The sequence below is a fragment of the Sneathiella sp. P13V-1 genome, from assembly GCF_015143595.1.
Classification (GTDB): Bacteria; Pseudomonadota; Alphaproteobacteria; order Sneathiellales; family Sneathiellaceae; genus Sneathiella.
Genome location: NZ_WYEU01000005.1, coordinates 14,203 through 33,931, shown reverse-complemented (window position 1 = coordinate 33,931; position 19,729 = coordinate 14,203). Strand labels below are relative to the sequence as shown.

Genomic DNA, 19,729 nt, shown 5'->3' with positions numbered 1-19,729 from the left:
CAAAAGGCCGTAATATGGGGCCATGAGTAATTCAGCGAACAAATACCGTTTTGAACAGGCAAAAACATCTGCTCGCACCTGCGATCACCCAGATTGCCAGGAGCCCGGTGATCATCGTGCGCCAAAAACGCGTATGCTCGATCGTGGCTCCCCTGACGATTACCAATGGTTCTGCCTCCCTCATATTCGTGAGTTTAACAAAGGCTGGAATTTTTTCGACGGTATGAGCGACGATGAAGTACTTCGCTACAAGGACGAAGATATCACTGGCCATCGCCCTACATGGAAGCTGGGCAGCCGAACATCTCGCCCCAAACATTCTCCCAGATATGACGATCCATTTGAGTTTCAGAAGGATGGCGAATTTGGGGATTATGCCAAAGCAAAACGGTCTGGCTCCAACAAGGTTGTTGACCCGGAACTGGATCCAGAGCAACGTGCTGCTTTAGCAACTTTAAACCTAAGTCCCGGATGCAGTCTGAATGACATAAAAAAACGCCGCAAGGAACTTGCCAGAAAATACCATCCAGACATTAACGGGGGTGATAAACAGGCTGAAGAAATTCTAAAGAACATCAACCAAGCCTATACTCACCTTCTTTCAAGCGGACAATTCTGAACCAAAAGACATTGAATAAGTAGACGGAAACGTAATGACCCCTTTAGAACTCGCCGGAGACAATCCGGAAATCAATCTGCCCGACATCAAGGTTTCTGTTCGGGACGTATTTAAGCTGGATTCAGATCTTGAAGTCCCGGCTTTCAGCCAGAAAACAGAATTGGTGCCAGACCTTGATCCAACTTATGTGTTTGATCATGACACAACCATGGCCATTCTGGCAGGTTTTGCGTTCAACCGTCGTGTGATGGTGCAGGGTTATCACGGTACGGGTAAGTCTACACATATTGAACAAGTAGCCGCGCGGCTTAACTGGCCCTGCATTCGTATCAACCTGGACAGCCACGTCTCCCGTATTGATCTGGTTGGTAAAGACGCCATTGTACTTCGCGATGGAAAACAGGTTACAGAATTTCAGGAAGGCATCCTGCCTTGGGCTCTTCAATCCCCAACCGCGATTGTATTTGACGAATATGATGCAGGTCGTCCAGATGTGATGTTCGTAATCCAGCGAGTTCTTGAAGTAGAAGGTAAATTGACGCTTCTCGATCAGAACCGAGTGATCCGCCCTCATCCGGCTTTTCGTTTGTTTGCTACAACGAACACTATTGGTCTTGGCGACACAACAGGCCTTTACCATGGCACACAGCAGCTAAACCAGGGTCAGATGGACCGTTGGAACATTGTGACGACATTGAACTATCTGCCGGAAGAAGCCGAGACAGATATCGTTCTTTCCAAACTGCCAAACTATGATACCGCCGAAGGCCGTAAGACAATTCAGGCCATGATTGGCTGTGCGGAACTGACGCGTTCCGGCTTTATTGCTGGTGACATTTCGACTGTGATGAGCCCGCGTTCAGTTATCACATGGGCTGAAAATGCAGAGATTTTTGGTGATGTTGCTTTTGCGTTCCGCGTCACGTTCCTTAATAAATGCGACGAGATTGAACGCCCAATTGTCGCAGAATATTATCAGCGTGCCTTTGGTGAGGAATTGCCGGAATCTGTCGCTAACATTGTGAGCTAGTGTCCGGTGTCCTTATCCAAGAACAAAGAAACGCCAGCAGAGGCATTTAAACGGGCAACCACATCCACGATGCGAGCCATCTCCCGTGATAAGGAGTTGGAAGTGTTGTTTGGAACAGACCTTCCGGGCCTGTTCCAGCATCGTGCCCGCATCTCAAATCCTTCCCGGGATCTGCCCGAAGGCGACATCAACAGGATCCGCGGCGAGTCTGACAGCCTTGCCCTTCGCAAGAGATATCACGACGATGCCTTGCATTCTCAGCTGACACCAAGCGGATCAGATGCCCGCACCATGTTCGATGCCATTGAACAGGCGCGCGTCGAGGCACTTGGCTCCAACCGGATGCAGGGAGTTTCCGAAAACCTCTACCGCCAACTGGACACCAAATGCAAAGAATTCGGGTATGATCGGATCTATGATAAATCTGAAGCGCCCCTTTCAGAAGTTCTGGGTCTTCTCGTTCGTGAAAAGCTGACCGGCACGCCTGTCCCGTCAAGTGCGGCCAATATGGTTGACCTTTGGCGCAGTGAAATCGAACGTAAAGGAGATGAAGATTTTCAAGCGTTGATTGACACCGCGGACGATCAGGAAGCCTTTGCTGCCGCAGCCAAACAACTGCTCCGTGATCTGGATCTATATGACGAAGCTGACGGCATAGATAGCTCCGAAGATGATCAGGGGGAAAGTGACGAAGGTGAACAGGATAGCGAAGCGGAAAGCAGCGGCGCTGAAGGCGATGATGAAGCACAAGATGCAAGTGCTGCCGAAGAAGCCAGTGCGCAAGAGGGCTCTGGCGATGACAGCACCGATACAGAAGCTGGCGACACACTAGAGCAAGAAGCGCAGACTGACGGAGAAGAAGCAGGTAAGGATCGTAAAGCCTCGTATCCAGAGGATTTCAGAAACTCAATGGAAGAGCCTCCATACAAGGCCTTCACAACTGAGTTTGACGAAATCGTTCAGGCGGACGAGCTGAGCGAACCTGAAGAGCTTTCCCGTTTGCGCCAACAACTGGATCAACAACTTTCAACCATGCACAGTCTGGTCAGCCGTCTTGCTAACCGTCTGCAAAGGAAACTACAGGCGCAGCAAAACCGCTCCTGGTCCTTTGATCTGGAAGAAGGCATGTTGGACGCCGCACGTTTGTCACGTGTTGTTGTGGACCCAATGCTGCCGCTTTCCTTTAAACAAGAGCAGGACACAGAGTTTCGTGACACCGTAGTAACACTTCTCATCGACAACTCTGGCTCCATGCGTGGCCGCCCGATTTCTATCGCAGCTATTTGCGCCGATATTCTTGCCAGAACTCTGGAACGGTGCTCAGTTAAAGTTGAGATCCTCGGCTTTACGACCCGCGCCTGGAAAGGTGGCCAATCTCGCGAAAAATGGCTGGCAGAAGGTAAAAACCCGAACCCGGGCCGCTTGAATGATCTCCGGCACATTGTCTACAAGCCGGCCGACCATCCTTATCGCCGGGCCAAGCAATCTCTAGGCTTGATGCTTAAAGAAGGGCTGCTGAAAGAAAACATCGATGGTGAAGGTCTACTTTGGGCTCACAATCGCCTTCTGGGCCGTCCAGAACAACGGCGCATCTTGATGGTCATTTCTGATGGTGCTCCGGTGGATGACAGCACACTGTCAGTCAACCCAGGTAACTATCTGGACCGTCACCTCAGGGATGTCATCAGCTGGATTGAAACACGATCCCCTGTGGAGCTGATTGCCATTGGTATCGGGCATGATGTGACCCGTTACTATGAACAGGCGGTGACGATCATTGATGCCGAACAGCTCGGTGGTGTCATGATGGAGCAGCTGGCCGACTTGTTTGATGAACATAGAAAGTCCAAGAAGTCAGCCAGTCGCTGGTAAGCTAAATTACGCCAGATTTTTGCCGAGGAAGTCCATTGTGCGTGTCCACGCAAGTTGGGCATCTTCGGCATCAAATCGCCCGCCAGAGGGGTTCGCGAAAGCATGGTCTGCTTCGTACCAGTAAGTCTCTGGATCTGGGCGCCCCGCCTCTTTCATGGCCGCCTCAAAGCCTGCGACCATCTCTTTATTGATCCATTTGTCTTTGGTTGCAAAATGCCCCTGAACCGGGCCTTTCAGTTTTTTAAGATCGGATGCAGGACGCGTAACGTTACCATAATAGATAACTGTTGCGTCCACTGGCGCCGCGATTGACGCATTCAGAGACCAGCCACCGCCAAAACACCACCCAACCGTTCCCACTTTACCCGAGGAATCCCTTTCGTTTTTCGCCCATTCCATCCAGCCTTTCAGCGTCTCCTCGGCTTCACTGGCTTTCACGGCTTTCATATTCGCACGCGCCTCATCGGGAGTCGTGGCAACATTCCCACCATAAAGGTCCACTGCAACGGCCAGATAACCTTGCCTTGCAAAATCTGCGGCTACGGATAAGATTTGATCATTCAGCCCCCACCATTCATGTATGAGGATAACAGAGGGAGCATTGGATACCGCTGGCAAGGCGACACCTGCTTTCACTGTTCGTCCGCTTTCAAGATTGAGGCTTTTCATTTCGACACCATCAGCCACCATTTTGGCAAGTGCCGGATTGGCAAGAATTGCGCTTAACGGAAGAAGGCTTGCCCCCTTCAGAATATCCCTACGTGCTTTCATTATGAGCTCTCCCTAATGCACGCCCCGATTCTCAGATGGGTGTGTTTGAGGGAAAAACAAGCATAAAAAAAACGAGCGGCCATCGGCGCACTCGTTTTTTAATTCTATATCTCAGGGATAGCGCTTATGCAGCAGCAGTCTGAGCTTTTTTGATGTCGCGTTTCACACGACGTGCCTGAAGAGAAAGTTTCTCGTCTTTAGCTTTCATCAGGAAGTTATCCAGACCGCCATTATGCTCAACAGAGCGAAGAGCGGCAGCGGATACTTTCAGAGCGAAAGAACGACCAAGAGTTTCAGACATCAGACGAACGTCCTGCACGTTTGGCAGAAAACGACGACGAGTTTTGTTGTGGGCATGGCTGACATTGTTGCCGGCCTGAACACCTTTACCTGTCAATTCACAACGACGGGCCATAGCGCACCTCATTAGAATAAATAGAAATACCGGCCTCTCAGCCGGTGTTGTGAAGAAGGCTTTTAAGGAATGGGAGACTATTCGTCAACCCCCTTTACGCGTTATTGTCACAATTCCCGTAAAAGCCGCCAATTTCTCTGCTATTTCCCCAGAAAAACAGCTAACAGTTCACGTGCTGCTGCCGCTGCACTTACTTTGCCCGCCTTTACTGCGGCTTCTTTTTCCGGAAGTAGAGCAGAAACTGTCGGATGTTCCCTTAAGTGATTCATCAAACTTTCGTCGATTTCTGACCACATCCAGGCAGCTGCTTGTTCTGATCGCTGAGTTTCAAGTTCATCATCAGCACCTCGCGCCTCTCTATACTCTTCGATCGTTTGCCACAGTTCATCAATACCCAATTTTTTCAGCGCGGATGTCATCATCACTTTTGGCATCCAGTTTTTGCTTTTTGGGCGCATCAGGCCGACCGCCCCCCGGTACTCGGAGGCTGCCCGCCGCGCGACAGGAATAAGGTCCCCATCTGCTTTGTTGATGACGATAATATCGGCAAGTTCCATCACGCCGCGCTTGATGCCTTGCAACTCATCACCACCAGCTGGGGCAAGCAAAAGCATAAAGAGGTCCACCATATCCGCGACGGTCGTCTCAGACTGCCCGACACCAACCGTTTCGATCAGGATCACATCAAAGCCTGCGGCCTCGCATAGGAGCATAACCTCCCTTGTCCGCCTTGCCACACCGCCTAGCGATCCCCCTGACGGGGATGGGCGAATGAAAGCATTGGGATCCCGTGACAGCTCTTCCATCCGGGTCTTATCGCCAAGGATGGATCCACCGGTCCGCTTTGAAGACGGGTCAATGGTCAAAACCGCCACTTTTTTCCCAAGCCCTGTCAGGAACTTTCCAAAGGCTTCAATGAAGGTTGACTTACCCACCCCCGGTGTCCCAGAAATCCCGATACGCACCGATTTACCTGTATCAGGTAAAAGGTCATTTAAAAGTGCCTGAGCGCTTTCCTGATGATCTTTACGGATTGATTCTGCCTGAGTGATCGCCCGCGCCAAAGCCCGGCGATCCCCTTTGCGGATTTTTTCCGCCATCTGCTGAATATTTGCAGGGTTTTTATTCTGTGTTTCAGTCATGATTATCCGGTATGGAAAATTCACAGGCATCCGTCAAGAAGAATGCCATTTTTTGAAAAAGATGCTATCTCAGTGAGAGTTCTATAAAGGGATAAACAATGAGTGCTGAAATGACAGACCTTGAAAAACTGGCCGAACACGTTGCGAAAAACGCCTATTCTCCTTACAGCACTTTTTCTGTCGGGGCTGCGATTAGAACAACGTCCGGGAATGTTTATTCAGGCTGCAACGTGGAAAATGTCTCGTCCGGTCTAACCGTTTGCGCTGAAAGGAACGCTGTGGGGGCGGCCATCGCCGCGGAAGGCAAATCCATGAGAATTGAAGAGGTGTTTGTCACCAACTTCAACGCAGAGGGAGCAACTATTCACTGCTCTCCTTGCGGGGCGTGTCGCCAGGTCATGGCCGAATTTTCCACCCCCGACACAAAAGTGATTTACCGGGGAGATGAAGACAATATCGTAACTACTATGGGTCAGTTATTGCCGGACGGATTTACACTTTAATCCGCCCGGTGGATTAAGTTCTTAGCCTTCAAAGCCTTTTAGAAAGCTTACGATATTCGCGCCAAGATGATCGCGATTATATCCGCCTTCTTGAATAAGCACCGTTGGCACATTCAATTCAGAAATGCTGGCGGCCATCCGGCCAAAGCCTTCTGTTGTAATGCTAAGGCCGTCCAACGGATCGCCTTCGAAAGCATCCAAACCAAGGGCAACAAACAGCACATCTGGTGCAAAGGCGCGAAGAGCCGTTTTCGCGGTTTCCAGATACTCCAGATACACGTCATCCCCTGTATTTGGCGGGATCGGAACGTTCAGGTTAAATCCGTCACCATCCCCTTCACCGCGCTCATGGGCGTGTCCCGCAAAGAACGGATAATAATCGATAGGATCACAATGCAAGGACACAGTGAACACGTCTTTTCGGTTATAGAAGATGCCTTGCGTGCCATTTCCGTGATGAACGTCCACATCCAGAATAGCAACCCGCTTCACTTTGGACAGGGCGTGCTGGGCCGCAATCGCAATGTTATTCAGAAAACAGAAACCGCCAGCCTGATCCTGATAAGCGTGATGCCCCGGAGGGCGGCAAAGACCATAGGCCACTGCATTATCAGACATATCATCGAGAACAATATCTGTGGCCGTCAGTGCGACATTACTGGATGCCACTGCCCCTTCCCATGTTTCTGGTCCAATCGGCGCAGAAAGGTCGGTCGTATAATATCCGACTTCACCAATGATGCCTGTTGGATAAGACGGCATATGACGGCCCGGATGAATATTGGGAAGAACCTCTTCATTATCCATACCAGCAGCACGCCAGCGATCCGCAATAGTTTCAAGGAAATGAAGGTAGCCTGGTGTGTGAATGGCGGCACGGGGGGCAGGGCCATAGTCCTTTGCATCGATAAACTCATGCCCAGCTTCATTAAGCCCCTTTGAAAGGGCTTCAGCGCGTCCCGGAACTTCTTGCGGTTCGTGGAAGGAGCCCGCCTTGATATATGTTTTCGGATGATGCTTTGCGTGATCCGGGCTGTAAACAATCTTCATTTCCTGCCTCTCATTGAGAATGTTTGTTTTCTTTTATGAAAGGCAGGAAATTAGTTGGGCGTCAAGCAGACTGTTGCTTGCGAATAAGCTCAAGAACTTCCGCCGCAGCGGCCGGAATATTTGTACCCGGTCCATAAATGGCAGAAACTCCAGCTTCATAGAGGGCGTCATAGTCTTGCGCCGGAATAACACCGCCGCAGACAACCAGAATATCTTCTGCGTCCTGCGCTTTCAGTTCCTCAATAATCTGCGGTACTAATGTTTTGTGACCTGCCGCCTGGGACGAGATACCAATAACGTGAACGTCACTTTCAATGGCATCCTTGGCCGCTTCTGCAGGTGTCTGGAATAATGGCCCAACATCAACGTCGAACCCAATATCAGCAAACGCTGTCGCAATAACCTTCGCACCGCGATCATGACCATCCTGTCCCAGCTTCACCACCAGCATACGTGGGCGGCGACCGGTTTCTTCGGCAAATTCTTCAATATCTTTCTGAATTTTATTGAAGCCTTCGTCCCCTTCGTAGGCGGCCCCGTAAACGCCGCTAATGGAGCGGATTTCCGCACGGTGGCGAGAGAATACTTTTTCCATAGCGTCTGAAATCTCCCCTACGGTTGCACGTGCGCGGGCTGCATTGACGGAAAGTTCCAGAAGGTTAGCATTCCCCTTTGCCCCCTCTGTCAACGCTTCCAGTGCTGCCTGACAGGCTGCTTCATCACGTGTCGCGCGGATCTTCTCAAGACGGGCAACCTGTTGACGAAGCACTTCGGTGTTATCCACGTCCAAAATTTCGATATTACTGTCGTCTTCTTGAATTTGGTATTTGTTCACACCGACAATCACTTCTTCACCGCGGTCAATACGAGCCTGACGGCGGGCCGCTGATTCTTCAATTTGAAGTTTCGGCATTCCACTTTCAACGGCTTTAGTCATGCCGCCCAGTTCTTCAACCTCTTCAATCAGCTTCCACGCATCTTCGATGAGTGAATTTGTAAGGCTTTCCACGTAGTAACTGCCGCCAAGCGGGTCGACCACATTCGGCACACCAGTTTCTTCCTGCAGGATGATCTGTGTGTTACGGGCAATACGGGCAGAGAAGTCAGTTGGAAGCGCAATCGCTTCATCCAGCGCATTCGTATGAAGACTTTGCGTACCGCCAAGGGCCGCCGCCATCGCTTCGTAAGCTGTACGGATCACATTGTTATATGGATCCTGCTCTGTCAGGCTCACACCGGATGTCTGACAGTGGGTACGCAGCATCAAAGATTGCGGATTTTGCGGCTCAAACTGTTTCATGACACGTGCCCACAGAACACGCGCCGCGCGGAGCTTGGCAATTTCCATAAAGAAGTTCATGCCAATCGCAAAGAAGAAGCTAAGACGCGGCGCAAATTCATCAATTTTGAGGCCGGACGCCATCGCAGCACGGGCATATTCCAATCCATCCGCGATGGTGAAGGCCAGCTCCTGAACCTGTGTCGCACCTGCTTCCTGCATGTGATAGCCGGAAATGGAAATGGAATTAAAGCGCGGCATATTTTTGGAAGTATAGCCAATGATGTCGCCAATAATCCGCATGCTTGGGGTTGGTGGATATATATATGTGTTACGCACCATAAATTCTTTAAGGATGTCGTTCTGAATTGTCCCTGCCAGCTGGTCAGGGGTCACTCCCTGTTCTTCAGCGGCGACAATGTAATTAGCCATAACGGGCAGAACAGCACCGTTCATGGTCATGGAGACAGACATCTTGTCGAGCGGAATACCGTCAAACAGGATTTTCATGTCCTCGACAGAATCAATCGCCACGCCAGCTTTACCAACATCACCGACAACACGCGGGTGGTCACTGTCGTAACCACGGTGTGTGGCAAGATCGAAGGCCACAGACAAACCTTTCTGACCTGCGGCAAGGTTACGACGATAGAATGCGTTTGATTCTTCCGCAGTGGAAAAACCCGCATATTGACGGATTGTCCAAGGACGGTTCGCATACATGGTAGAGCGAACACCACGTTTGAACGGCGCAAATCCCGGAAGCTCTTCCTCTAATGGCAAATGCTTGACATCATCAGCTGTGTACAGCGGCTTAACTGCGATTCCTTCCGGCGTATCCCAGGTCAAATCCTCAACCTTGCGGCCTCTCAGTTCTTTCTCAGCCTGCGCTTCCCATTCCTCAAGAGTGGGTTTTGGAAATTCGCTCATATCCCTAAATCCTCTTTTTTGGCGCGATATTGCACTGCACCACTACCGCATGTCAAATTCTCGGCCTCCGATTTTCAACGATTTTTGTTATTTTGTTGCAAATCAGCGGACGCACTATACGCTACTTCCCGTTATAAAGCTAACGATCGTTTGGCAAAACTCAAAATTTTCCAACGAAACCCCAGTTCTTCTGGAATTGCCTTGCGCATGATTGGCAAATCGCTATCTATGGAAGAAGTTCCAACACCTGTAACGCGTTAAAAGAAACCAAGGCAATTCTGATGCCGCTTGATCCCACCTTACATCGCAGCAAAGTTACCGCCGTACTGGGCCCAACCAATACCGGTAAAACCCATTTGGCGGTTGAACGGATGATGGGGCACAGTGACGGGGTCATTGGTCTGCCGCTCAGATTGCTTGCCCGCGAAATCTATGACCGCGTCGTCAGCGTCAAAGGGGCCGCCAATGTTGCCTTGGTAACTGGCGAAGAAAAAATTGTTCCCCCACAAGCCGCTTATTTTGTGTGTACTGTTGAAGCCATGCCTCTGGACCGTGGCTTTCAGTTTGTTGCCGTTGATGAAATTCAGCTGATGGGCGATCCAGAACGCGGCCACACATTCACAGATAGGATCCTATATGCACGTGGCAAACAGGAAACCATGTTTATGGGATCCGATACGGTGCGCGGTTGGATACAGAAACTTATTCCCGACGCTTCTTTTGTTACGAGAGAGAGATTCTCACGTCTGACTTACAAAGGACCTAAGAAAATCTCCCGCCTTCCCGCACGCTCTGCCATTGTGACCTTCTCAACGAATGACGTGTACGCCATTGCAGAACTAGTCAGACGTCAACGCGGCGGTGCGGCAGTTGTGATGGGCAGCCTGTCCCCCAGAACCCGGAATGCCCAAGTGGAACTTTATCAATCGGGTGATGTCGATTATCTGGTTGCGACAGATGCGATCGGTATGGGGCTAAACATGGACATTGACCATGTGGCTTTTGCCAGCACTTACAAATTTGATGGCGTCATGTCGCGCAGTCTTAACGTCAATGAAATGGCACAGATCGCCGGACGTGCCGGACGCCATATGAATGATGGCAGTTTTGGTGTTACTGCAAATGTTCAGCCGCTTGACGAAGATATCATTGAACAGATCGAAGACCACAGATTTGAGCCCTTAAAGCATATCAGATGGCGCAATCGTTCTCTGGATTTTCAAACAACGAGGGATCTAATCCGTTCTCTTGAAATGCCTCCAAAGAGAAAGGGAATGATCTCTCCCCGAGAGCCGGATGATTATCGAACGTTAAAAACTCTCGCCAAAGATTCCGACATACAGGAGATTTCACGCAATCCCCATAAAGTACGTCAGCTTTGGCAAGTGTGTCAGATCCCGGATTTCAGAAAAACCATGCATGATGTGCATGTGCGACTTTTAAAGGATGTTTTCACAAGATTGCAAAATCCATCTGGCAAACTATCGCCGGACTGGATCAATTCTCATCTGAAACGCCTTAAAAAGACTGATGGAGATATTGATACTTTAGCAACACGCATTGCCCATACGCGTACTTGGACATATATTTCCCATGTTCAGGACTGGGTAGATGATTATAAGCATTGGCAAGACGTTGCGCGTAGAATAGAAGATACATTGTCTGACGCCCTACACGAGCGTCTGACACAAAGGTTTGTAGATCGTCGCACCTCTGCGTTGGTGCGTAAATTGAAAGACAGTAGTCAATTGGAAGCAGAAATTAACGAAGCCGGTGACGTGCATGTTGAAGGTCACTTCATCGGAACATTGGATGGATTACGTTTCTCAGCGGACATGTCAGCGAATAGTGCTGAAGCGCGTACATTACGTAATGTTGGCAACAAAGCGGTAGTTCAGGCGATCACCAATCGCGCAGGCGAACTTGCAGCATCTACCGACGAAGATTTTTCTTTGAACGAAGCTGCCGAGATTATTTGGCGCGACATGAAAGTTGCGCGCCTTGCTAAAGGTGATTCTCCTCTGCGCCCGAAAGTTCTGCTCCTCGCCAGTGAACAGTTAAATGGTGCGCCTCAGGAAGCTGTCCAAAAACGGTTGAATGACTGGATTGCCGAACAGATCAAGACGCGACTTGGTCAACTTTCGAAACTGTCCGAGATTTCGTCAAATCAGAACAAATCTACAATGGATCCGGCCGTTCGCGGAATCGCGTTCCAGTTAAGTGAGAATATGGGCGTGTTGCCTCGTTATGTTCTCAACGATCAAATTCGCCTGCTGGACAAGAAGCACTTTGGACAGTTGAAATTTGTAGGTGTCCGCGTTGGCTATGAGCATGTGTTCATGCCACTTCAGTTAAAACCCGATCCAACATCACTTCGCTGTTTACTTTGGGCCATTAATGAAGAACGCCGTGAAATCCCGCCCGCACCGCCTGCAGGCCGTGTGTCATTTGAAGTGACGGAACGTCTTCCCCGTTCATACTGGCTGACTGCAGGTTACGCGATGTTTGACAACCTGGCCGTTCGTCTTGATATGTTGGATCGCTTGGCTGGAATGCTTCGCCGAGCCTCCCGCGGATTGTTGGAAGAAACAGAAAAACCAACAGCGCCCACAAAAGACGAGGTAAAGGCCGAAGAAACCGTCGAGGCTCCTCAGACAGAGGAAACGCCGGCGGAAGAAGCCGTTACAGCAGAAACTGAGACGGTCGCAGCTGAAGCTGCAACTGAAGTTCCTGTAGAAGAAGTTACTGAAACGGGTTCAACAGAAGAGCAGACTGCTGAGCCAAAAGCAGAAGAAAAATCTGAAGAGAACAACGCATCGCAGGTAAAAGGTAAAGACAAACCACGCAATCAGCCTTTCAAACCAACACATGAAATGCTGTCACTGGTTGGGACAACTCGCGAACAGTTTACTCTGATCCTCAAATATCTGGGTTATGAAGCCAAAGGTGAAGGTGAAGAGATTACGTATCGCCGGGCTCCGTTTAAGAAACGTGGTGGCAAACCTAATCAAGGTAAAAAAGGCAGCGGCAAATCAGGAAATCGTAAGCCAAATGCGAAGGGTCATTCCAATGCCCCACGCAAGGCAGGTGGAAAACCTAAACAGGAACGCAAGGAAATTGATCCAGATTCGCCTTTTGCGGTTCTGCAAAGCCTGAAAACCAAATAGCGGATGACGAACGAGCAAGCGCAATCAGGCGACACCCTTCGAGTTGATAAATGGTTGTGGTTTGCTCGTTTCTTCAAAAGTAGAAGTTTAGCGGCTAAACTGGTTCAAGGCCGAAAAGTTCGCCTGAACAGTCAAGTGATCGCAAAGCCCAGCGTCAGTGTAAAACCGGGAGATGTCCTCACTTTCCCGCAAGCCAAAGATATTCGAGTCATTAAAATTCTTGAGCTTGGTACCCGGCGCGGCCCCGCACCCGAAGCCCAGATGCTTTATGAGGATCTGGCACTAAAGGAAACAAAACCTCAGAGATCTGAAACAAACGATCAATCTGGAAAACCGGGGTTTGAACGCGAGAAAGGAAGTGGCCGTCCGACAAAAGCGGATCGGCGTGCCCTTGATAAGTTGCGTCAAAACCCTGACAATTAATATCCATCCAAGTTTAAATTCAGGAACTGGATCATGAGCATTATTAAAGATCTGACAAAATATATCAAAGCATGGGACGAAGGCTCCACAGGCTATTTTAAAGTGGCCCCTGTTACGCTTTCCGTTACGACAAATGCAACTGACCTTGAACAACGGGCCCGCGATACAGCCCGCGACATTGAAGCTGAAGTCTCTTATGCCTGGGATCTAGGAGAAAAAGAAAGCGAATCCTGGTGGCTTGAGTGGGGTGGATACGATTTGGAAGAAGAAATTCCATTTCTTGCTGCCATTAGCCTCCCTGAGGCACAAGAGCGCTTGAAAGAGTTCGATCCAGAAGACAATGAGTTTGAATGCGACACAGAAGATGAGTACAAACTCATGCTGTTCAATGCTTTTGATGAGGACCTTAAGGCGAAAGATCTTGAAAGAGGGTTTAAGCTTTGGTTGGAATCTTTGGACAAATCGGCACTTCAAATCCTGAAAAAAGATCTGGAAAGCTGGACCAGTCGCGCCAAGTAGCCTCTATTCCTTAAACGTAACATAGGCGGCATAAATGCGTGTCGCCGTTGTGATCCAACACATCACGGCAAACACCAAAGCGATAATGCTGAAATATTCCGGAAGGATGCAGAACAGAACAAAGACGGCAATTGTTTCTGCTCCTTCCGCCAGCCCTCCCAAATAATAAAGCGACTTAATCCCCCTAATATCTGTGCTGATATTGTGCTTTGCCGCCATGGCTGCATACGCCAAAAAGGTGGACGCTGTCCCCATGAAACTAAATATCAGAAACGCCGCAACCAAAGTATTTTCCGGGCTAGCCCAAGCGAAGGCAAAAACAATCCCTGAATAAAAAATAAAGTCACAGACAATATCCAGATAACCGCCATAATCTGACAGGATTGTCTGCCGAGCTACTGCACCGTCCAATCCATCAAACAGGCGGTTAAGCAGGATAAAAATAAGCGCGATCAAATAGTTTTCAGAAACTATGAAGGGGATAGCAGCCATACCAAGAAGGAAGCCAACGACAGTCACCATATTTGCCGAAACCCCGACCGCAGCAATCTTGGCACCCACTGAATTTAGCGGGGGATCAATATATTGTCTGATGGCCGCGTCGATCATTAAACCGTCTCATTAATTCTAAAAGCTACTTCTAAATAAATAGACTAGCACGAATGTAAACCAATTATGGGGAAGCTCGCAAAAATTTGAAAAGAGGTTTTTGTGGCAGAAGTGAACTCAATAAATGAACTGTTAACCGTTATTCACTTATGTTTTACCGAAATCCACGTATGAAGTTCGGTTGAAAAATGAAACGGTTTGAAGCGGCCATATATAACGAAGATGTCCTGAACGCACTAAAAGATGGCGTTCCACACAAAGATTTAAAAGATGATTGGGCCGACACCCATTACTTTGAGTTCAAAGCACGCTCCATCGATGAAGCGTGGGATATGATGAAACGTAAATACCGTTCAGAGCATGGCTTTGTCATCAAAGCCATCGAACCACTCGACCCTGAAAATAATTAATACCCGGTGTAATAAGGATTTGTTCCGCCTGCATGATCAGTAACGTCAAGTACCTGCGCAATTGAAGGTACTGCGCGCTTGATCTCAACCTCAACGCCCTGTTTCAAGGTTGCATCAGCCATACCACAGCCCTGACAACCTCCTGCCATTTCCACATAGGCTGTATCTTCCTGAATATCGATCAGGTTGATATACCCGCCGTGTGCAGCAATTGCGGGATTAATGCGTGTTTCCAGTAACACACGAATGGTCTCTGCCTCTGGCGTTTGAAGGCCTGGGCGTTCATTCTCATCAAGTGCCAGCTCTTTCTGCATCCGCTCAAACCGCACGCGCGTAACTTCTGGCACAAAATGCTTCAGTGTATTTTCAATTTTAATCTGGGTACCAAAGGCTGGCGTACTTAAACCGCTACTGTCCATTTCAAGAACAGCGGTGCCGTCCTCCGGATCAAAGGTTTTGAACGCTACATCACCGCCGTCTTCGATGAGTTGGGGCTGAATTCGTTCTTCAAGAAGGTTCTTGATAGAGTTCACGATTATCAGATCTTCTTCCGAATAATTGCCAACCTCAATGTCTTCTACAGAACCGTTGATGACCGGCATACCCGTCATGTAATGATCCATGATCGCCGCGAGCACCATCGGTTTTAACTGGATCCACATGGGACCTTTGTCCTCAGACGAGATCTTGGTGACCGTTACCTGATCTTCACCTAGTTCTACCGCCGCAACACCCGGGATTCCAAACAGACGATCGGCAAGCGGGGATTTCTCCTTCGCGGCTTCAGCCGTTTCAAACAATACAGAGCCACTTGGCATCACCTGACGCCCGGGCAGGAACTGCATCCTGTCTTCATCCTTCAAAGGCAGGGTTTGAATAAACATATAACTCTCTCCGGCTGATCCATTCCATCCACACGTTGGATAACGGATTGGCCGTCAAACAACAAGTGCATTGTGTCACATAAGATGTCTGACAGCCAAAAACAACACTATACCGTTGCTACGGGATTTGCAGGAGATCCGACAGCCCCGGGCAATCTAAGGGGTGGCGCCGTCAGGAAGAAACGCGACCGGCCATTGTTTTTGAGCCAATCATTAAGATCCGCAAAATACCAAAGTTCACCCAAGTGGATGCCTAGCTTAAAGAGACAATGCTCGTGGATGGGAAGGGCTGCACAACAATCACTTCCCGGTTTAGCTGGATAGGTCTCTACCGCATAGTTGTCTGCAATGAGGACCGACAATCCGCTATCTGTAATCCAGTTGAGCAATTTCCCATCACGTCCATTGAGCGTTGCACATGAATTATGGAGCTTGTCTTTATCTGGCTTTCCAGCCATCTCTCTGACAACCGTCGCAAAACCAGTGTGAAGGCAGACCATGTCGCCTTCTTCAACTGTTACCTGATCTTTGTCCATCACCCGCATCAGATCATCATAGCCAACTGAGACTGGATCCCGACCGAACTCACCATGTAGATCGATCATCACCCCTCGCCCCTGAACACCTTTTTCAGCCATACTTTCGATACCGAGCGCCTTTGCATACATCGTTCCATCGGGACCGAATTTGCCGACATGCTCATCTCCACGGTAGCCGTTGTAATAAACAACCTCGGCTATTCCGTCCCCATCGGCGTCAAATTCCTGCCCTACATGAGACAGCCCGTCCCATTGGGTTGAATATTGTGTGTGCAAAAAGACTGCATCATCACTGATAACGTCATAGAACTGCGGAAAATCTCCTGAAATCAGATAATTGCTGTTTTCCTTCTCACCGCGCATTGTTGGCTGCAGCTTTGGTGGATGTCTGTTGGGGTTTAGAAGATTCCCCCCTGGCAGATCCAGAGGCAGGGACAAACAAAAGCGTTCACCAGTTTGAATTTCTTTTGCGGCATTCCTGATTTTTTCCGGCGTTATCAGATTAAGGCGGCCATTTTGGTCTTCCTCCCCGAAATCTCCCCAGTTTGATCCTTCTGGTCTGTTTTTCCAGCGCGACATCATTCCCTCCCCTTTATTGTTATTTGTTTGAGGCAAAGTAAAACGGCGGGTTACCCCGCCGTTTTTTTTAATCTTAATGTGCGTACATGCTGCCTTTACGGTCCAGAATACGAAGTAGACCAGGCCACTCCAATGTATCTGTCGAAGACAGGCTCATGAACTGCTCTTTCGCGGTTTCACACACTTCTTTAGGCGGTAAGATCAGTTCCGCGCCACCAGCCAGCGCTTCGATTTGAGACTGACAGGCTTTTTCTAGGTAGAAAATTCGGCGGAAGGCTTCTGCAACGCTGCCGCCTACGGTAAGCAGGCCATGATTACGAAGGATCATGGCGATACTATCGCCAAGATCACGCACAAGCCGTTCCCGCTCGTCCAGATTAAGGGCAATTCCTTCATATCCATGATAGGCAAGGCGTTGATAGAACATCAACGCATGCTGCGTCATCGGAAGAAGTCCCTGCTTCTGTGAAGAAACCGCCATGCCAGCCGTTGTGTGCGTATGAAGGACACAATCAACATCGTGACGTGCACCATGAACAGCACTGTGAATAGTATATCCGGCTGGGTTGATCTTGAAGTTCGTTTCATCCAAGATCTTTCCATCGATATCCACCTTCACGAGGCTGGAGGCAGTAATTTCATCAAAGAACAAACCATATGGATTGATCAGAAACTGGTCATGGGTCCCGGGAATACGTGCCGAAATATGGGTGAAAATCAAATCGGACATACCGAAATGCGCAACAAGCTGATAACAGGCAGCCAGATCAACACGCGTCTTCCATTCCTCTTCCGACACCTTACCTTTAAGACTTGGTACCATATCAGCAATTACATCAACGCCCATATCTCTCTCCTTTTCGTTATTGTTTGTTTTTCTTATGCTACCGTTTCCAGCATCTTTCTGGCAATAACCAACTGCTGAATTTGTGTTGTCCCCTCATAAAGGCGAAGCAGGCGTACATCACGGTAGAAGCGTTCCACTTTATATTCAGACATGTATCCAGCACCGCCGTGGATTTGCACAGCCTTATCAGCGATGCGCCCTGCAGCTTCCGTTGTGAACATTTTACAACATGCCGCTTTCATGGAGATATCATCCCCTGCATCAAAGCAATCTGCCGCATCCATTGTCATGGATTTACCTGCATAAAGATCTGCCTGACTATCTGCCAACATTGCCTGAACCAGTTGGAAACCGCCGATTGCCTGCCCAAACTGTTCACGTTCAGAGGCATAGGTTAGGGCTTCTTGCAAAATCCGCTCTGAAATACCTGTTGATACTGAACTAAGGTGCAAACGCCCGCGGTCAAGAACACGCATGGCTGTATAAAAGCCTTGCCCTTCTTCCCCACCAAGAAGCGCGTTTGCCGGAACACGTACATCTTCAAAAATAACATCGCTCGTTTTGGTACCGCGCTGCCCCATCTTGTCATCAGCTTTGGCAATGGTAATCCCTGGTGTTTTTGGATCCACCAAAAAGGCTGAAATACCTGACGCGCCTTTTTTGTCTGGGTTTGTCCGTGCCATAACTGTCAGCATGCCTGCGCGAAGCGCATTTGTGATGTATCGTTTGGTACCGTTCAGAACATAATCATCGCCATCGCGAATAGCTGTGGTCCGTAAAGACGCAGCATCTGAACCTGAGCCTGGTTCTGTCAAACAGAAGGAAGAACTGATTTCGCCAGTGGCAAGGCGCGGCAGATACCCTCTTTTCTGCTCATCCGTTCCTGTCATCACAAGGCCCTGACTACCGATACCAACAGTGGTTCCGATGACAGAACGGAATGACAAGGACGCCTGACATAGTTCGTGAATGATCTCACATTCCTGACGCATATTCAGGCCAAGTCCGCCATATTCTGCCGGAATGGAAAGGCCAAAAAGGCCCATGTCACGCATTTCCTGAACGATTTCTTCTGGGACTTCGTTTGTTTCTTCTACCAAGTCCTCAGCCGGGACAAGACGTTCCCGCACAAATCGAGAGACAGTCTCTTTCATCTGATTGAAAAGATCCTGATCCAGTTCCATAACTCTATCCTTTTATTCTTCTTGTTGAGTTTAAGGTTAACCTTGTCCGCACATAATCTCAACACCTCGAGCGAGAGATACCAATTGCGGCCCCATTTCTTCAATAAGTTCTTCCGGTGTCGCTAGATAAGCGGAGCACCCACAGTTGATCGCCATCAGGTCCCCCTTGGCTTGATCTCTGATTGGTACGCCGACAGCATTTGTTGCCCGTTGCCAATCGCCAAAAGATACGCAGAACCCTTTTTCCTCATAATGTATGATGGATTCTTCAATTCCTTTTTTAATCTCTGGCCATTCAGTTCCTGAATGATGCTTGATGCTGTCCATCACGAAATCACGCTCAACATCTACCATGCCCGCAAGAAAAGCCCGCCCCATCGATGTCTTGGCGATGGGAATATAGGATCCCACTTCTAACACCAGCGTACTTGCTTTCGTTCCCCGCGCGGCTTCCACATAGAGCATATTAAGTTTATGCCGCGCTCCCATTGCGAGGCTGTATCCGGTATTTCGCGCCATTTCCCGCATAGCAGGGGCAGCCAAAAGACGCAGCCGACTATTGGCCAAAAAAGTATATCCAAGGGTTAAAACAGCAGGGGAAGGCTCATATCGCGCTTCATCTTCGCGATGAATCAAATAGCCCAATTGCACCAATGTACTCGTAAGGCGAGATACTGTTGACTTCGGCAAACCCGTTCTTGTGGCAATTTCTGTATTACCGACCGCCCCTTCACCCGGACGAAATGCACGAAGTACCTCTAGACCCCGCGCAAGGGCAGTTACAAAATGCCGATCCTTTTCAACGTTATCTAGTTGGAAAGGCTCAATTTTCTGGTTTTTCATAATAATTTCAAAAAAAATAAACTAACAATATCAGAACTAAAAATCTTCTTGCGGAAACATGTTCCGCTATGCAGAATACATTACTGATGAAGCGCCGAGAAGAACAAAAATGCT

19 protein-coding genes are annotated in these 19,729 nt (G+C 49.1%); 8 read left to right on the top strand and 11 right to left on the bottom strand.

Annotated features, from left to right (window positions below):
* Positions 1–22: 22 nt before the first annotated feature.
* The 3 genes from GUA87_RS16590 to cobT are packed head-to-tail and all read left to right on the top strand — an operon-like array spanning position 23 to position 3,521.
* On the top strand, positions 23–619 hold the full coding sequence (locus tag GUA87_RS16590; RefSeq protein ID WP_193717742.1) for a J domain-containing protein: 597 nt from the start codon (positions 23–25) through the stop codon (positions 617–619).
* Between the two features lie 34 nt (positions 620–653).
* The gene (gene cobS / locus GUA87_RS16585; protein WP_193717741.1) at positions 654–1,649 is read left to right on the top strand and encodes a cobaltochelatase subunit CobS; all 996 of its coding nucleotides are present in this window, start codon (positions 654–656) and stop codon (positions 1,647–1,649) included.
* A gap of 6 nt (positions 1,650–1,655) precedes the next feature.
* Positions 1,656–3,521 carry a cobaltochelatase subunit CobT gene (cobT, locus tag GUA87_RS16580; RefSeq protein ID WP_321575927.1) on the top strand — a complete coding sequence of 622 codons (1,866 nt, stop codon included), beginning with the start codon at positions 1,656–1,658 and terminating at the stop codon, positions 3,519–3,521.
* Positions 3,522–3,527: 6 nt separating this feature from the next.
* Here cobT and GUA87_RS16575 read toward each other — a convergent pair whose 3' ends face one another.
* The 3 genes from GUA87_RS16575 to meaB all read right to left on the bottom strand — a co-directional run bounded on the left by GUA87_RS16575 (position 3,528) and on the right by meaB (position 5,849).
* Positions 3,528–4,292 carry a dienelactone hydrolase family protein gene (locus tag GUA87_RS16575; RefSeq protein WP_193717740.1) on the bottom strand — a complete coding sequence of 255 codons (765 nt, stop codon included), beginning with the start codon at positions 4,290–4,292 and terminating at the stop codon, positions 3,528–3,530.
* A gap of 124 nt (positions 4,293–4,416) precedes the next feature.
* On the bottom strand, positions 4,417–4,707 hold the full coding sequence (rpmB, locus tag GUA87_RS16570; RefSeq protein ID WP_193717739.1) for a 50S ribosomal protein L28: 291 nt from the start codon (positions 4,705–4,707) through the stop codon (positions 4,417–4,419).
* 140 nt (positions 4,708–4,847) lie between these two features.
* Complete coding sequence (gene meaB / locus GUA87_RS16565) at positions 4,848–5,849, bottom strand: methylmalonyl Co-A mutase-associated GTPase MeaB (protein WP_193717738.1); 1,002 nt, start codon at positions 5,847–5,849, stop codon at positions 4,848–4,850.
* 98 nt (positions 5,850–5,947) lie between these two features.
* Between meaB and cdd the strand changes: the two genes are divergently transcribed.
* On the top strand, positions 5,948–6,352 hold the full coding sequence (gene cdd / locus GUA87_RS16560; protein ID WP_193717737.1) for a cytidine deaminase: 405 nt from the start codon (positions 5,948–5,950) through the stop codon (positions 6,350–6,352).
* A gap of 21 nt (positions 6,353–6,373) precedes the next feature.
* Here cdd and GUA87_RS16555 read toward each other — a convergent pair whose 3' ends face one another.
* Together GUA87_RS16555 and scpA are read right to left on the bottom strand one after the other, a co-directional pair.
* Positions 6,374–7,402 carry a histone deacetylase family protein gene (locus GUA87_RS16555; RefSeq protein ID WP_193717736.1) on the bottom strand — a complete coding sequence of 343 codons (1,029 nt, stop codon included), beginning with the start codon at positions 7,400–7,402 and terminating at the stop codon, positions 6,374–6,376.
* 61 nt (positions 7,403–7,463) lie between these two features.
* Positions 7,464–9,611, bottom strand: coding sequence for a methylmalonyl-CoA mutase (gene scpA / locus GUA87_RS16550; RefSeq protein ID WP_193717735.1), 2,148 nt, complete (start codon positions 9,609–9,611; stop codon positions 7,464–7,466).
* 281 nt (positions 9,612–9,892) lie between these two features.
* Here scpA and GUA87_RS16545 point away from each other — a divergent pair, with 281 nt between their 5' ends.
* The 3 genes from GUA87_RS16545 to GUA87_RS16535 are packed head-to-tail and all read left to right on the top strand — an operon-like array spanning position 9,893 to position 13,720.
* Entirely contained in the window at positions 9,893–12,778 is a 2,886-nt protein-coding gene (locus tag GUA87_RS16545) for a helicase-related protein (protein ID WP_193717734.1), read from the top strand.
* A 3-nt stretch (positions 12,779–12,781) separates the two neighbouring features.
* Complete coding sequence (locus GUA87_RS16540) at positions 12,782–13,201, top strand: RNA-binding S4 domain-containing protein (protein WP_193717733.1); 420 nt, start codon at positions 12,782–12,784, stop codon at positions 13,199–13,201.
* A gap of 33 nt (positions 13,202–13,234) precedes the next feature.
* Positions 13,235–13,720 carry a hypothetical protein gene (locus tag GUA87_RS16535; protein WP_193717732.1) on the top strand — a complete coding sequence of 162 codons (486 nt, stop codon included), beginning with the start codon at positions 13,235–13,237 and terminating at the stop codon, positions 13,718–13,720.
* Positions 13,721–13,723: 3 nt separating this feature from the next.
* On the opposite strand, the gene GUA87_RS16530 is transcribed toward GUA87_RS16535, so the two are convergent.
* Entirely contained in the window at positions 13,724–14,329 is a 606-nt protein-coding gene (locus GUA87_RS16530) for a CDP-alcohol phosphatidyltransferase family protein (RefSeq protein ID WP_193717731.1), read from the bottom strand.
* 188 nt (positions 14,330–14,517) lie between these two features.
* On the opposite strand from GUA87_RS16530, the gene GUA87_RS16525 reads away from it, so the two are divergent.
* Positions 14,518–14,739 (top strand): hypothetical protein, encoded by a 222-nt coding sequence (locus GUA87_RS16525; protein WP_193717730.1) that lies wholly within the window; start codon positions 14,518–14,520, stop codon positions 14,737–14,739.
* Here GUA87_RS16525 and GUA87_RS16520 read toward each other — a convergent pair.
* From GUA87_RS16520 to GUA87_RS16500, 5 genes are all read right to left on the bottom strand, one after another.
* Positions 14,736–15,623 (bottom strand): NifU family protein, encoded by an 888-nt coding sequence (locus GUA87_RS16520; protein WP_193717729.1) that lies wholly within the window; start codon positions 15,621–15,623, stop codon positions 14,736–14,738. The two genes, GUA87_RS16525 and GUA87_RS16520, sit on opposite strands and share 4 nt — an antisense overlap.
* A 107-nt stretch (positions 15,624–15,730) precedes the next feature.
* Positions 15,731–16,741, bottom strand: a complete 1,011-nt coding sequence (locus GUA87_RS16515; protein WP_193717857.1) for a cyclase family protein — start codon at positions 16,739–16,741, stop codon at positions 15,731–15,733.
* 73 nt (positions 16,742–16,814) lie between these two features.
* On the bottom strand, positions 16,815–17,588 hold the full coding sequence (locus GUA87_RS16510) for a class II aldolase/adducin family protein (protein WP_227712112.1): 774 nt from the start codon (positions 17,586–17,588) through the stop codon (positions 16,815–16,817).
* A gap of 32 nt (positions 17,589–17,620) precedes the next feature.
* Positions 17,621–18,772 (bottom strand): acyl-CoA dehydrogenase family protein, encoded by a 1,152-nt coding sequence (locus tag GUA87_RS16505; RefSeq protein WP_193717728.1) that lies wholly within the window; start codon positions 18,770–18,772, stop codon positions 17,621–17,623.
* A 36-nt stretch (positions 18,773–18,808) separates the two neighbouring features.
* Positions 18,809–19,615: an IclR family transcriptional regulator gene (locus GUA87_RS16500; RefSeq protein WP_193717727.1), complete on the bottom strand. Its 807-nt coding sequence runs from the start codon at positions 19,613–19,615 to the stop codon at positions 18,809–18,811.
* Positions 19,616–19,729 lie beyond the last annotated feature (114 nt).